This window comes from Pseudonocardia sp. (assembly GCF_025465255.1).
Taxonomy (GTDB): domain Bacteria; phylum Actinomycetota; class Actinomycetes; order Mycobacteriales; family Pseudonocardiaceae; genus Pseudonocardia.
Genome location: NZ_JAODNI010000108.1, coordinates 78,112 through 90,444, shown reverse-complemented (window position 1 = coordinate 90,444; position 12,333 = coordinate 78,112). Strand labels below are relative to the sequence as shown.

Here is a 12,333-nt window from a genome sequence, read left to right as displayed (position 1 = left end):
CTCACAGGCGGACGGCGTTGTGGAAAGGCATGTTCGCCATGTCCGAGTACTTCACCGGCTCCCCGGACGTGCTGGCGTTGAGGATCTTGCCGTTGCCCGCGTAGATGCCGACGTGGCTGACCGGGGAGTAGAAGAACACCAGGTCGCCGGGCTGCAGGTTCGCCATGCTGACCGGAGTGCCCAGCTGGGACTGCGCGTTGGAGGAGTGCGGCAGGCTCTTGCCGACCTGGCTGAACGCCCACTGGACGAGACCGGAGCAGTCGAACGAGTTCGGCCCGGCGGCGCCCCACACGTAGGGCTTGCCGAGCTTGCCGGTGGCCAGCGCGAGGGCCTTGGCACCCGGGCCGGAGCCGGTCGAGGCGGCCGGGGCGGAGACGTCCCCGGAGCCGGAGCCGGAGCCGCCGCCGCGGGCGGGCTGCGCCGAGAGCGCCGAGCGGGCTTGCGCCGCCTTGGTCCGGGCGAGCTTCTCCGCGGCGGCCTTCTGCTCCGCGGCGCGCGCGAGGGCGAGGTTGTTCGCCGCGATCCCGGCGGCGTCCGCCCGGTCGAAGACCGCGGGGAACGCGTCGTTCGCCCGGCCGACGGCCGAGCCGAGCGTCGAGTTCATCGCCGACGGAGCCGAGGCCGAGACGAGCTGGACGTTCTCGCCCTCCGGGACGGCGCGTATCGAGCCGGTGCCCGTGGTCGTCAGGGCCGCGGCGGCCCCGGCCGGGACGGAACCGCCCACCGCGGTGAGGACGGCCGTGGCGCCGAGCACCGTCACGGACACGGCGGCGGCCGCGGTCCGCGGCGAGCGCGGGAACGGCAGCGTCGTGAAGCCCTGGGCCGGGATGACGCGGGTGACCGCGGACGGGTCGGCGTTGCCGACCCAGCCCTCCGGCAGCCCCGCGGGCGGGGTGTCCTGCTCCGGGGCGACGTGCCGGGTGGGGCGCCCGGTACGGCCCTCGGTGCCGGGCGGGGCGAGCCTGGCCAGCAGCTCCGCGGCCGAGAGGGAGCGCTCGGTGGACGGATCGGACTGCTCGCCCGCGCGGTGGCGCGCACGCTGTTCGGTCATGCTCGGGGTCCTCGCACGTCCCGCGGGGGTCCTGGTGGGGAGCCGGACCCTGGTCCGCGCCTGTCGCGTTCTGACGGGCGCCCGGGGGAATGTCGACGGACAGGCGGGGAACGTGTCGACCGGGCGCGCCGCCCGGGGTCTCCCGTTCGGCCGTGCGACCGTAACCACGTCGTGATCTCCTCCGGAACCGGCCCAGGGCCCGGTGCGACGAACGGACGGCGGCGGAAGGTCAGCGAACGCCCGCCTGCGACGACCGTTCTCAGTGTTCTCAGGTCCGCCCCGCGCCGAGGCGCCTCAGCGTCGTCACAGGCGCCGTCGTTAGCGTCGACGGCACGACCGTCCCGGCGCACCGTGGCACCGGGCCCACCGAACACCTGGGGGAGGACCTCCGTAATGATCACCGATGCCCGCACCGTCGAACCCGGGACCGTGGTCGACGCCGAGGTGTGCGTGATCGGCACCGGCCCGGCGGGCGCCGCCGCGGCGGCCGAGCTCGCCTCCCGGGGCGCGGACGTCGTGGTCCTGGAGGGTGGCGGCAAGGGCGCCGACCGGGAGGCCCTGGACACCTACCGCGGGGTCGCGGGCACCGGCGCGCACGACCCGCTCGAAGCGGTGCGGCAGAAGCGGCTCGGCGGCAGCAGTGCGACCTGGGGCGGCCGCTGCGCGCCGCTCGACGACCTGGACCTCGACGCGCGGGAGTGGGTCCCGGGCAGCGGCTGGCCGATCCCGCACGCGGAGCTGCGCCGGTACTACCCGCGTGCCCAGCGGCACCTGCAGGCCGGGTCCTGCGAGTACTCCGCGGCCCGCTCCGGCTTCCCGGAGTCGCCCGTCCCGGCGTCGGACGTCCTGACCTGGGACGACACCTGGCGCTGGAGCCCGCCCACGAAGCTCGCCCCGCGGATCACCGCCCTCGCCACGGCGGACCAGGTGCGGTTGTTCCTCCACGCCGGGGTGGCGCGGTTCGACCGCGATCCGCTCGGCGGCGCGGTCACCGCGGCCGTCGTGGTGCCGCGGCCGGGGGTGGAGATCACCGTCCGGGCGCGCGCCTACGTGCTCGCGGCGGGCGGGCTGGAGTCGACGCGGATCCTGCTGGCCTCGGACACCGCCGGCGGCGCGGGCATCGGCAACGAGCACGACCAGCTCGGCCGGCACTACATGACCCACCCCGTCGGCGAGGTGGGCCGGATCGTGCCGACGGACGCGGGCCGGGCCCTCGCGCTCGGCTACGTGAGCAGCGGCGACGGCGTCTACGCCCGGCGGATGCTGGCGCTCGGCCGTCGCACCCAGGAGGCGCACCGGCTGCGGAACCTCAAGGCGGCGCTCTGGTTCGCGGACCCGAAGGACCCCGCCCACGGCGACGGCCTGCTGTCCACCTTCGCGCTCACCTACTGGGGTCTCGGCCGCGCCCGGCTGGGCTTCAAGTCCTCCGGCACGCACGCCCAGTACACCGGCACCACCGGGATCGCCCGGCACCTGCGCAACGTCGTGGCGGACCTGCCGCGGGTCGGCGCGTTCGCCGCGTCCTGGGCCCGGCCGCGGCTCACCGGCGGCCGGATCCTGCCGTCGTTCATGCCGCTGGACGGCGCGCACTGCCGGCTCCGCTTCGACGCCGAGCAGTCCCCGGACCCGGCGAGCCGGGTGACGCTGGACCGCGAGCGCGACGCGCTCGGCCAACGCCGGCTCCGGGTGGACTACTCGGTCTCGGCGGAGGACCGGCGGAGCATCGTCGCGTCCATGCGCATGATCGGCGGCGAGCTGGAGCGGCTGGGGCTCGCCTCGGTCGACCTCTCCGACGTCGAGGAGGTGCTGGACATGCCGTTCACCGACGGGACGCACCAGATGGGCCTGCTGCGGATGTCCGACTCGCCGCGCACCGGTGTCGTCGACACCCACGCCAGGGTGCACGGGTGCCCCAACCTCTTCGTCGCCAGCAGCGCCGTCTTCCCGACGGCCGGCGCCGTCGGGCCCACGCTGGCGCTGGTCGCGCTGGCCTGCCGGACGGCGGAGACGGCGTTCGCCGCCACCCGGAACCGGGTTCAGGCCGGGACGGGGTCCAGCACCGCGTCGTAGACCTCCCGGAGCCGCTTCGCCCAGCCCACGGCCTCGAACCGCTCGAGGTAGCGGGCCCGGGCGGCGCGGCCCATCTCCGCGCGGAGCGCGTCGTCCCCGCCGAGGCGGATCATCGCGGCGGTGATCGCGCCGGCGTCCAGCGGGACCACGACCCCGGTGTCCCGGGTGACGATCTCGGGCAGCCCCCCGACGCGCGTCACGATCGCGGGCACCCCGGCCGCCAGGCCGCGGACGACGACGCTGGGCATCGCGTCCGCGCGGGTGGTGTGCAGCTGCAGGTCCGCCGCCGCGAGCATCCCGGCCGGGTCCTCGTGCGGGGCGAACAGGAGGCGGTCGCGCAGGGCGTCGTCGCGGGAGACGCGGGCCTCCAGCCACGCGCGCAGCGGCCCGTCCCCGGTGAGGACGACGGTCCACGGGCTGTCCGCAGGGAGCTCGGCGACGGCGTCGAGCAGCATGTCCTGGCCCTTGCCCCGGCGCATCGGGGCGGCGGAGACGGCGAGCAGCCCGTCGTCGGCGGCGCCGAGCCGGGTGCGTATGCGGGAGATCGCCTCGGGGGGCACCGGGCCCGGGTCGGTGACGCCGTCGGGGAGCACGACGAGACCGTGCCCGGAGCCCGCGACGCGCGCGTACCAGTCCCGTTGCAGCTCGGAGATCGCGATGCTGCGGGTGACGAACCGCTTGCGCGCGAACACCTTGGCGGTGCGGCGGACCCGGTCGAGGCGGTCCGCCGGCTCGTCGTGGATCAGGTGCAGCGTCGAGACCACCGGGATCCGCAGCCGGGCGCCGAGGGCGCCGCCCAGGACGTCCGCGTTCGGCATGTGGGTGTGGATCAGCGCGACGTCGAGCCCGCGCAGGATCTCGGCGGCGCGAGGGAGCGCCCGCGGATCCCAGGGCGCGACGCCCAGCTCGACGACCGTCGCCCCGGACCGGCGCAGCCGCTCGGCCGGCGGGGTGTTCGCGTTGCCCGAGATCGCGACGACGACCAGTTCCAGGCCGGCGGGCTCCGCCGCTCCGGCCAGTGCGACGAGACCGGTCTCCGACCCGTCCGGGTGGAGCGTGTCCACCAGGTGCGCCACCCTCACGCGAGCGTCCTCCTCGATGCGTCGTCCGGGCCGATCTTCGAGGTGTGCCTTCACTCCGTCGGGTGGCGACAGTACCCGCGTGAGCCCGGTCCGCGACCCGGAGAAAGTGTCCTGACCGAACTGTCCGCCCTCGCCCGTTACGGTCTGCCCATGCGAAAGGTGCACGTCATCGGGATCGGCGCGGGGGACCCGGACCACCTCACCGTGCAGGCGGTGCGGGCCCTCAACGAGGTGGACGTCTTCTTCCTCATCGGCAAGGGCGAGGTGAAGGACGATCTCGCGGCCCTCCGGACGCAGATCCTCGCCACGCACGTGCCCACGAGGAACTACCGGGTCGTCGAGGCCCGGGACCCGGAGCGGGACCGGGGCGCCGGGTCGGGGGAGGGCGCGGGCTCGGCGGCCTACCGTGAGGCCGTCGTGGACTGGCAGGACCGGCGCGCCGAGATCTACGCCCGGATGATCGACGACGAGCTGCCCGACGGCGCGTGCGGCGCCTTCCTCGTGTGGGGGGACCCCGCGCTCTACGACGGCACCCTGCGCCTGCTGGAGCGGATCCGCGCCACCGGCACGGACTTCCAGGTGACGTCGATCCCCGGGATCTCCAGCGTCCAGGCCCTCGCCGCCGCGCACCGGCTCATCCTCAACCGGATCGGCCGGCCCGTGCTGATCACCACGGGAAGGCGGATCGCCGAGGGCATGCCCCCGGACGTCGACGACGTGGTGGTGATGCTCGACGGCGGCACCGCCTTCGCCGAGCTCCCCGACGCCGCGGGCCTCGACATCTACTGGGGCGCCTACCTGGGCACGCCGGACGAGCTGCTGTGCTCCGGGCCGCTGCTCGAGGTCCGGGACGAGATCGTGACGACCAGGGCCAGCGCCCGCGCCCGCAAGGGCTGGATCATGGACACCTACCTGCTGCGGCGGAATGCGGAGGAAAGGTGAGGATCATCGTGGGCGGGGACGGACCGGACGGGAGGCCCCGCGAGCGCGGCGCCCTGATCAGCTCCGGGGTGACGGTCCTCGCCTGGTGGAGCGTCCGGATCCTGCTGATCGCGCTGGGCGCGGTCCTGCTCGGGACGCTCATCGGCGCCCTCTGGACGGTCGTCCTGCCGGTGATCCTCGGCGTGCTGCTGACGACCGTGCTGTACCCGCCGGCGGCGTGGCTCGTGCGGCACGGGTGGCCCCCGGCGCTCGCGGCCGGCGTCGTGCTCGTGGGGGCGCTGGCGATCGTCGCGCTCGTGTTCTGGGGGATCGCCCCGTCCGTGGCCGGGCAGGCGGACGAGATCTCCGCGGGTGCCGTGGCGGGCCTGCAGCAGATCCAGAACCTGCTCTCCGGGCCGCCCTTCAACCTGGGCGAGGGCCAGATCGGCGCGGCGCTGAACAGCATCGTCGCCCAGCTGCAGGCCAGCGCCACCACCATCGCGGGAGGCGTGCTCACCGGGGTCTCGGCCGTCGCGTCCGGGCTGCTCAACGTGGTCCTCGCGCTGGTCCTGGCGTTCTTCTTCGTCAAGGACGGGCCGCGGTTCGTGCCGTGGCTCGTCGGCGTCACCGGCGATCGCGCCGGCCGGCATCTGCGGCCCCTGCTGGACCGCACCTGGCGCACGCTCGGCGGCTTCATCCGCACCCAGGCCCTGGTCAGCCTGGTGGACGCGGTCTTCATCGGGGTCGGGCTGCTGATCCTCGGCGTGCCGCTGGCGCTGCCGCTGGTGGTGCTCACCTTCTTCGGCGGCTTCATCCCGATCATCGGGGCCCTGGTCGCCGGGGCGCTCGCGGTGCTGGTCGCGCTGGTCACCAAGGGCTTCACCACGGCGCTCATCGTGCTGGCGATCATCATCGCGGTGCAGCAGATCGAGGGCAACGTGCTGCAGCCGATCCTGCAGAGCCGCAGCCTGAAGCTGCACGGGGCGATCGTCCTGCTCGCGGTGACGGCCGGCGGTGCGCTCTACGGCATCGCGGGGGCGTTCCTCGCGGTACCGGCCGCCGCCGTCGCGGCGGAGATCCTGCGCTACATGGGCCAGGAGAGCGACCTGCGCACCGGGAAGGGCGACCCCGAGGACCCCACGGACGTCCTCGCGGAGGACGTGGCGGACCCGGCCGAGCCCACTGAGGCGGTGCCGGCGGCGGACTCCGGCGCGGCTCCGGAGCCCGCGGCGAGGACCGATCCGTGACGACGTTGGGCCGAATGCTGTAGCGGTTGGGCCACACCGCGGACACGAACGGTGGCCGGACACGGCGAACGGTGTCCACCACACGTCCAGTGGTGTTTGCCGCGGGGGCTGTTCGAGGCACCCCGTAGCTGTCCGGCGCCCCCCGCATCCCGTCCCGGAGACCCCACATGGCGAACCCCCTCGAGACCGTCGAGTACGTCCACCGCGTCTGGCCCGCCGATCCCGGCCAGCTCTCCCTCATCCGGCACCAGATGCTGAGCTGGCTCGAGCCGCTCGGCATGACCCCCGACCGCAACCACGACGTGGTGCTCGCCGTCGGGGAGGCCGTGGAGAACGTCGTCCAGCACGCCTACCCCGAGGGCGGGGGCGGCGACGTCGAGCTCACGCTCTGGACCGAGTCCGGCGCGCTCAACATCGAGATCACCGACCACGGGCTGTGGCAGGAGCCGGTCGTGCCCGCCCAGGGCGCCGCGCCGGCGCTCGGCGGCCGCGGCATCCGGATGATGCAGCACACGGTCGAGACCGTCCTGGTGCACTACGACGCGCGGGGGAGCCGGGTGCTGCTCCGCGTGGCGCTGCCGAACACGCAGCGGGAACCCGTCGAGGCCTGACGGGCGCGGTGCGCCGCGCCGGGCGGTGTCACCAGGTGAGCAGCAGCTTCTCCGGGCCCCGGACGAAGCCGCCGGACTTCCACTCGACGTCCTCCGGAGCCGTCGCGAGCGCCAGGTCCGGGAACTCGCGCATCAGCGCACCCATCGCCACCTGCAGCTCCATGCGGGCGAGCTGGGCGCCGAGGCAGTGGTGCGGACCGTGCCCGAAGCCGATGTGCGGGTTGACTGCGCGGTCCAGCCGGAGCGCGTCCGCGTCGTCGAACACGGCATCGTCCCGGTTCGCCGAGTGGATCGCGACCATCACGCCCTCGCCCGCGCGGACGGTGACGCCGCCGAGCTCGACGTCCTCGGTCGCGATCCGGACGAAGCCGGCTCCCGCACCGAGCGGCGTGTGCCGCAGCAGCTCCTCGACGGCGGCCGGCACGCCGTCCGGGTCCGCGCGGAGCCCGTCGGCGGCGCCGGGCCGCCTCAGCAGCTCGTAGGTGAAGTTGCCGATGTGGTTCATCGTCGTCTCGTGGCCCGCGACGAGGAGGCCGATGCCCAGGCCGATCAGCTCGGCCTCGGTCAGCCGGTCCTCGGAGTCCCGGGCGAGGACGAGGGCGCCGAGCAGGTCCTCCGTCGGCTCGGCGCGGCGGCGGGCGACGAGGCCGGCCATGTACGCGATCATGTCCTGGCCCGCCTGCAGCCGCTCCTCCGGTGAGCGGGACGACGTCGACAGCGCCGCATCGGCCCCGGCGCGGAACACGTCCCGGTCCTCGACGGGCACCCCGAGCAGCTCGCAGATGATGGTCACCGGCAGCGGGACGGCCAGGTGCTCCATCAGGTCCGCGGGCGCCCCGGCGGCGCGCATCCCGGCGAGGAGCTCGGCGGTGATCTCCTCGGCGCGCGGCCGGAGGCGCTCGACCCGGCGCGCGGTGAAGGCGCGGGCGACGAGCTTGCGCAGCCGGGTGTGCTCCGGCGGGTCCATGTTCAGGATCGACGCGGCCTGGGTGTCGATCTCCGGGCGGGCACGCGGGACGTCCGCGCCGACGACGGCCGCCCGGCTGAAGCGCGGATCGGCCAGCACCGTCCTGACGTCCGCGTGCCGGACGGCCAGCCAGGCCTCGCCGCCGTAGGGGAGCGTGATCCGGGAGAGCGGTTCCTCCGCGCGGAGCTCCTTGTAGCGGGGGCCGAGGTCGAGGGCCACGGGCTCGTCGAAGGGATAGGTCGGGGCGCTTCCGTGGTCCACGGGGCACCCCGTCGTGGGGCTCGCGCCGGCGGTGACGCGGTCGGTGGTGCTCATGTGTCCGGTCCGTCCGGTTGTCAGCGTCTGCTTACAACTGACGGTAGGAACGGTCCTACGGGCTGTCAACCGGGCCGAGGAGCGCATCGGTGGCCCGGACGACGTGCCCGATGACCGTCTCGGGCTCCGCGGCCATCAGCGCGTCGCTGTGGATCACCCTGCGCAGCAACGCGATCCCCAGCAGCCAGGCCAGCGTGAGATCGGCGCGCAGCTCGGCGTCCGCGGGGTCGTCGGTGGCCACGAGGGCGGCGAGGGCGCCGCCGTAGGCCTCCCGCAGCTGCGCCCGGACCGTCCGCGCGGCCTCGGTGTTGCCCTGCGAGCGGAGTGCGGCGAAGAAGAGCGTGGACTCGGCGGAGTCGTCCGGGCCGGTGGCCAGCATCGCCTCCAGCGTGCGGCGCAGCACCTCCTGCGGCGGGCCGTCGTGCAGCACGTCCAGGGCCTGCCCCGCGACGGCCTCGGCGAAGAGCTGCTCCTTGTTGCCGAAGTGCCGGAACAGCAGCGCCTGGTTCACCCCGGCCCGCTCGGCGATGGCGCGCACGGTCGTGCCGTCGTAGCCGTCGGCCGCGAAGAGCTCGCGGGCTGCGGCGAGCAGGGACCGCCGCGTCGCCGAGGAGTCCCGCGGCCGCGGAGGGGCCGCCGCGGGGCCGCCGGGGTCGGGGCGGGGCTGTTCGGGCGTCACCGTGCTCAGCTCCCGGTGAAGCGCGGCGCGCGCCGCTCCAGCGACGCGGCCACTCCCTCGGTGAAGTCCGCGGTGCCGCGCAGCCACAGCTGCTCGGCCGCCTCGTGCGCGGTGATCGCGGCCACCTCCTCGGCCAGCCCGGCCTTCTGCGTGGCCCGGATGCTGCGGACGGCCAGCGGTGCGGCCGCGGCGATCTCGGTGGCGAGGGCGACGGCGTCCGCCCGGATCCCGTCGTCGGTGGCGGCGAGGCGGTCCGCCAGGCCGAACCGGAGCGCCTCCTCGGCGCCGACCCGTCGCCCGGTGAGGAGCATGTCCAGCGCGTGCTGCCGCCCGACGACGCGGGGCAGGCTCACCGACAGCCCGAAGCCCTGGTGCAGCCCGAGCCGGGAGAAGTTCGCGCTGAACCGGGTGGCCGGGCCGGCCACCCGGAAGTCCGCGGACACGGCGAGGCCGAGGCCGCCGCCGATCGCGATCCCCTGCACGGCCGCGACGACCGGGGTGCCGACCGAGAACAGCCGCACGCCCTGGGCGTAGAGCGATCCGGCGACGTCGGTCGTGATCGCCTCTGTGCGGTCCCCGTCACCGCCGAAGTTCGCCCCGGCGCAGAAGTTGCGGCCCTCGCTGGCGAGGACGATCGCGCGCACGGCGGTGTCCCCGTCGAGCTGGGCGTAGAGATCCGCGAGCGCCGTGATCAGCGGGACATCGAAGTAGTTGTGCGGGGGCCGGCGCAGCTCGACGAGCACGACCCCGTCCGCGAGGCGCTCGACCCCCACCGCCGTGCTCGCCGTCATGGTTCCCCCTCGTCCTTGTCGCGGCCCGGATCGGGCCTCGCCGAGATGAGATCAGATGGTGTGCCCGGGGACCGTCCGGGGTACGCGAACGGGGCCGACCCCGATCGGTACCGCAAGACCCTGTGAGGAGCGATGATGGCCCAGATCCGCAAGAGCGAGACGGACGACCAGGATGAGTACAGCCCTGCCCCGGACATGGCGGAGACGTTGCAGCTCAGCTCCGAGGAGTCGCTGACCGGGCCGTTCGCGGCGGACCCGCTCGACGCCGGGTGGGTGCCGCCGGACCGTCCGCTGGCGGTCAGGGACCACGGCGTGACGCCCGCCGAGCAGCGTGCGGGGGAGACGCTCGACTCCCGGCTGCGCCGCGAGATACCCGAGGACGCGGTGGTGGCGGACCCGAACCGCAGCGGCCGGCTGGAGGCCGCGGACACGGCCCCGGACGGCCAGATCGCCGGCGACGGGGCGGCCCGGGACGTCGGGCCCGCCGGGGGCGCGGCGTCGGCCGAGGAGGCCGCGATGCACGAGCTCGACAACTCGGTGGACCCCGTGGTCGACGACGGCCCGGTGGGCGACCCGGAGGTGACCGCGTCGCTGGAGGAGGACCTCAACCCCGGGGAGGCCGAGGTGGACGCCGCCGTCGACGTCCGTAACGACCCGGAGTTCGGGGACGCGGCGGACGCGGACCTGGCGCCGGGCGACGTCGCGTCGCGGATCGACGGGTTGCCCGAGGCCGGGGGCGCGGCCGCGGCCGCCGACGGCCGGACCGACGCCGGGCCCGGAGCCTTCGGCCGCTGACGCCGGTCCCGCTGCGCGCCTGGGGTGACTGACGTGCGAGGCAGGAGGCCGGACCCCGTCCGGTGGCTCTGGTACGCGCTGGGCGGGGGGCTCCCGCCGCGCTACCGGGAGTGGGTGCTGCACGACCTGACCACCCGGTCCTGGTTCTTACGGCACCTGTTCCGGGCACTGGTGCAGATGGCCCTGCCGGGGATCGTGCTGATCGCGGTGCTGCCGGTGCCGCTGTGGGTACGGCTGGTCGGCGTCCTCGGGGGCGTCCTGGTGGGGATCCCGTACGCGGTGGCCTACGCCTACGAGTCCACGGAGCACCGGGCGACGAAGGCGGGCTTCCCGCCGGGGACTTCCGAGCGCGTCCGCAACGAGGGTTCCGCGGGCGAGCGGGCGGCCGCCGCGGCGCGGTACGCCGAACGGTACCGAAGTCCCGCTCCGGAGCCGGACCGGCCCGGGGAGCGACCCCCCGAGACCTGACTACTCAGCGCAGCTCTGGCTGATCCGCTCGATCATCCCGTCGAGGTCCATCCGGCCGGACTCCTCACCGAACGCGACCATCTCCGCGGTCGAGTCGACGAAGTGCCGGAGCAGATCCCGGTCCACCTCGAGGACCGCGCGGCCGTCCGTCGAGCGGATCTCGATCTCGACGATGTCGTAGCCCTGGACGAGCTGCGGGCTCATCCGGATGTCCCCGTCACCCGTCGGCCGGGAGAGCCCCTCGAGGACCAGGTCCCGTCCGACGAGCCACTCGACCCAGCGGTCGTGCCTGGTCCGGACGGCGAGCGTGACGGCGAACGGATCCGTCGCGGTGTAGGTCCACCGCGTCACGACCGGCGCCGGCTGCCCGTGCAGCACGGTGAACATGTCCTGCTGGACGGAGTCGCTCGTCATCACTGTCGCTCCCTGGCGCTTCGCGTGCTGCCGTTGTCGGCAGCGTCATGGGGAACATCGGAGCCGGGCCCCGGAATGCTGCACTCTTGGCGAGTCTTCACCACAACGGGTGAGCCGGGCGGCGAGCGGTACAGGGCTCGGCGGTGGTGGCAGGAAGGCCGGATCCCGGCGGGAAGTGGGCTTCCTGCCGTCGGGTCTAGGTGCGCTCGGCGGCGCGAACGACCCAGATCCCGCCGGCCCCGGCGCGGACGGGCTGGACGAGGTGCACGGTCGCGCGGCCGCCCTGCGCGTCCTGGACCTGCACGGTCCCGGCGCCGCCCGGGGTGGTCTCCGGCGAGGTCCAGCCGTAGACCGAGGAGGTGTAGCTCAGCGCGACCTCCTGCGGGTCCAGCAGCCAGGGCTGGGAGCCGCCGTCCACGTCAACCTGCAGCTGCTTCGCCGCGGCCGCCTCCGTCACGGGCCAGATCATCGCCGGGGCTGCCTGCGCGCCGGCCGCGGGCGCGGGCGTCACGGCGTGCGGGGCCGTCGTCCGGTGGGCACGGGTCGTCGGCGCCGGGACGGTGGTCGTCGGGGCGGCGCTCGTCGTCGTCTCGGGGCTCGGCGTGGGGGAGGCGCTGCTGCTCTGCGGCGCGGGCCCCGGCGTCAGCTCCGCGCCCGCGCCGCCGCACCCGGCCAGCACCGCCGCCGCCACACCCGTCGTCACCAGGGCCGCCGCCGTCCTGCGGACCGACCCGTGCCCCCGCACACCTCTCATCAGGGAGACGCTAGTTCCCCCAGGTCGCGGCGGGGAGGGTGACGCGCGGCCACGTCCGGGTGCTCGCGCGCGGGCGGCGGGGGCCGCACCTGCCCGACCGGACGTGTGGCGGAACCGCCCGAGTTCATTAGGGTGCGGTGAGCAGAGCGGCTGATCTTCGAAGTGGGG

13 protein-coding genes are annotated in these 12,333 nt (G+C 74.8%); 6 read left to right on the top strand and 7 right to left on the bottom strand.

The window, feature by feature from the left end; genetic code table 11:
- Nucleotide 1 precedes the first annotated feature (1 nt).
- Complete coding sequence (locus JWP64_RS12260; protein ID WP_297495965.1) at nt 2-1,051, bottom strand: NlpC/P60 family protein; 1,050 nt, start codon at nt 1,049-1,051, stop codon at nt 2-4.
- A 393-nt stretch (nt 1,052-1,444) separates the two neighbouring features.
- Here JWP64_RS12260 and JWP64_RS12255 point away from each other — a divergent pair, with 393 nt between their 5' ends.
- Nucleotides 1,445-3,121 (top strand): FAD-dependent oxidoreductase, encoded by a 1,677-nt coding sequence (locus JWP64_RS12255; protein WP_297495964.1) that lies wholly within the window; start codon nt 1,445-1,447, stop codon nt 3,119-3,121.
- On the opposite strand, the gene JWP64_RS12250 is transcribed toward JWP64_RS12255, so the two are convergent.
- Nucleotides 3,088-4,203, bottom strand: coding sequence for a glycosyltransferase family 4 protein (locus JWP64_RS12250; RefSeq protein WP_297495962.1), 1,116 nt, complete (start codon nt 4,201-4,203; stop codon nt 3,088-3,090). The genes JWP64_RS12255 and JWP64_RS12250 overlap by 34 nt on opposite strands.
- Nucleotides 4,204-4,353: 150 nt before the next feature.
- On the opposite strand from JWP64_RS12250, the gene cobF reads away from it, so the two are divergent.
- The 3 genes from cobF (at nt 4,354) to JWP64_RS12235 (ending at nt 6,982) form a co-directional block, all read left to right on the top strand.
- Entirely contained in the window at nt 4,354-5,145 is a 792-nt protein-coding gene (gene cobF, locus JWP64_RS12245; protein ID WP_297495960.1) for a precorrin-6A synthase (deacetylating), read from the top strand.
- The gene (locus JWP64_RS12240; RefSeq protein ID WP_297495958.1) at nt 5,142-6,371 is read left to right on the top strand and encodes an AI-2E family transporter; all 1,230 of its coding nucleotides are present in this window, start codon (nt 5,142-5,144) and stop codon (nt 6,369-6,371) included. Before cobF ends, JWP64_RS12240 begins: the two co-directional genes overlap by 4 nt.
- Nucleotides 6,372-6,538: 167 nt before the next feature.
- Nucleotides 6,539-6,982, top strand: a complete 444-nt coding sequence (locus tag JWP64_RS12235; protein WP_297495955.1) for an ATP-binding protein — start codon at nt 6,539-6,541, stop codon at nt 6,980-6,982.
- 28 nt (nt 6,983-7,010) lie between these two features.
- Here JWP64_RS12235 and JWP64_RS12230 read toward each other — a convergent pair whose 3' ends face one another.
- Genes JWP64_RS12230 through JWP64_RS12220 form a run of 3 tightly spaced genes read right to left on the bottom strand, consistent with a single transcriptional unit; the run spans nt 7,011 to nt 9,734 of the window.
- On the bottom strand, nt 7,011-8,264 hold the full coding sequence (locus JWP64_RS12230; RefSeq protein ID WP_297495954.1) for a cytochrome P450: 1,254 nt from the start codon (nt 8,262-8,264) through the stop codon (nt 7,011-7,013).
- A 55-nt stretch (nt 8,265-8,319) separates the two neighbouring features.
- Nucleotides 8,320-8,943: a TetR/AcrR family transcriptional regulator gene (locus JWP64_RS12225; protein ID WP_297495952.1), complete on the bottom strand. Its 624-nt coding sequence runs from the start codon at nt 8,941-8,943 to the stop codon at nt 8,320-8,322.
- Nucleotides 8,944-8,948: 5 nt separating this feature from the next.
- Nucleotides 8,949-9,734 carry an enoyl-CoA hydratase/isomerase family protein gene (locus JWP64_RS12220; RefSeq protein ID WP_297495950.1) on the bottom strand — a complete coding sequence of 262 codons (786 nt, stop codon included), beginning with the start codon at nt 9,732-9,734 and terminating at the stop codon, nt 8,949-8,951.
- 135 nt (nt 9,735-9,869) lie between these two features.
- Between JWP64_RS12220 and JWP64_RS12215 the strand changes: the two genes are divergently transcribed.
- Nucleotides 9,870-10,529 carry a DUF5709 domain-containing protein gene (locus JWP64_RS12215; protein ID WP_297495948.1) on the top strand — a complete coding sequence of 220 codons (660 nt, stop codon included), beginning with the start codon at nt 9,870-9,872 and terminating at the stop codon, nt 10,527-10,529.
- A gap of 33 nt (nt 10,530-10,562) precedes the next feature.
- Nucleotides 10,563-10,997, top strand: a complete 435-nt coding sequence (locus tag JWP64_RS12210; RefSeq protein ID WP_366889816.1) for a DUF5313 family protein — start codon at nt 10,563-10,565, stop codon at nt 10,995-10,997.
- Here JWP64_RS12210 and JWP64_RS12205 read toward each other — a convergent pair whose 3' ends face one another.
- Nucleotides 10,998-11,411: an SsgA family sporulation/cell division regulator gene (locus tag JWP64_RS12205; RefSeq protein WP_297495945.1), complete on the bottom strand. Its 414-nt coding sequence runs from the start codon at nt 11,409-11,411 to the stop codon at nt 10,998-11,000. It abuts the gene before it with no gap.
- 196 nt (nt 11,412-11,607) lie between these two features.
- Complete coding sequence (locus tag JWP64_RS12200; protein WP_297495943.1) at nt 11,608-12,165, bottom strand: hypothetical protein; 558 nt, start codon at nt 12,163-12,165, stop codon at nt 11,608-11,610.
- Nucleotides 12,166-12,333 lie beyond the last annotated feature (168 nt).